Source organism: Staphylococcus sp. EG-SA-2 (assembly GCF_017152085.1).
Genome location: NZ_JACYHC010000240.1, coordinates 1 through 510 on the forward strand (window position 1 = coordinate 1; position 510 = coordinate 510).

The 510-nt window shown below is 29.0% G+C and carries 2 pseudogenes; both read right to left on the reverse strand.

From position 1 onward, the window contains the following. Window positions 1-121, reverse strand: a pseudogene (locus IDG60_RS02350) (tandem-type lipoprotein); the annotation flags it as partial. A 189-nt stretch (window positions 122-310) separates the two neighbouring features. Continuing rightward, window positions 311-510 (reverse strand): annotated as a pseudogene (locus IDG60_RS02355) (FMN-dependent NADH-azoreductase); the annotation flags it as partial.

Consider the following 510-nt stretch of genomic DNA (forward strand, 5'->3'; position numbering starts at 1 on the left):
TAAGACCATCTTTCAAATGAATTTGTTCCCACTTCATTGCCAAAAACATACCGCCACTGACTACAATTGAAATAATAATAATTGCTGCTAAGTTTAACCAGAAAATTTTATGTGCTTTCATACATTCACACCTTTTCTTAAAATACTTAATTAACACTATAATAATATATTTTAAAAATATTTACATCAGTATTAAAGTGAATATCAAACTTTAAATGTGTGGAAATAATAGGTATTTATAAAAAAGTAGGAAATGCATACAATTAAAAACTGTGTGACGTTTGAGACGTCACACAGTGTAACTAAAAATTTAAAAAATTGTTGCTAATTTTTCAGCATTATTAATACTAGTTGCTTTAATTTCTTCAGTCTTATGAGGTTCAGCATTGTGTCCTTCAATAATGATTGTTTCATATGATGGCACACCTAAGAATGTCATAATTGTTCTTAAATAACGGTCACCCATTTCAAAATCAGCAGCAGGTCCTTCAGTATAATATCCACCACGTG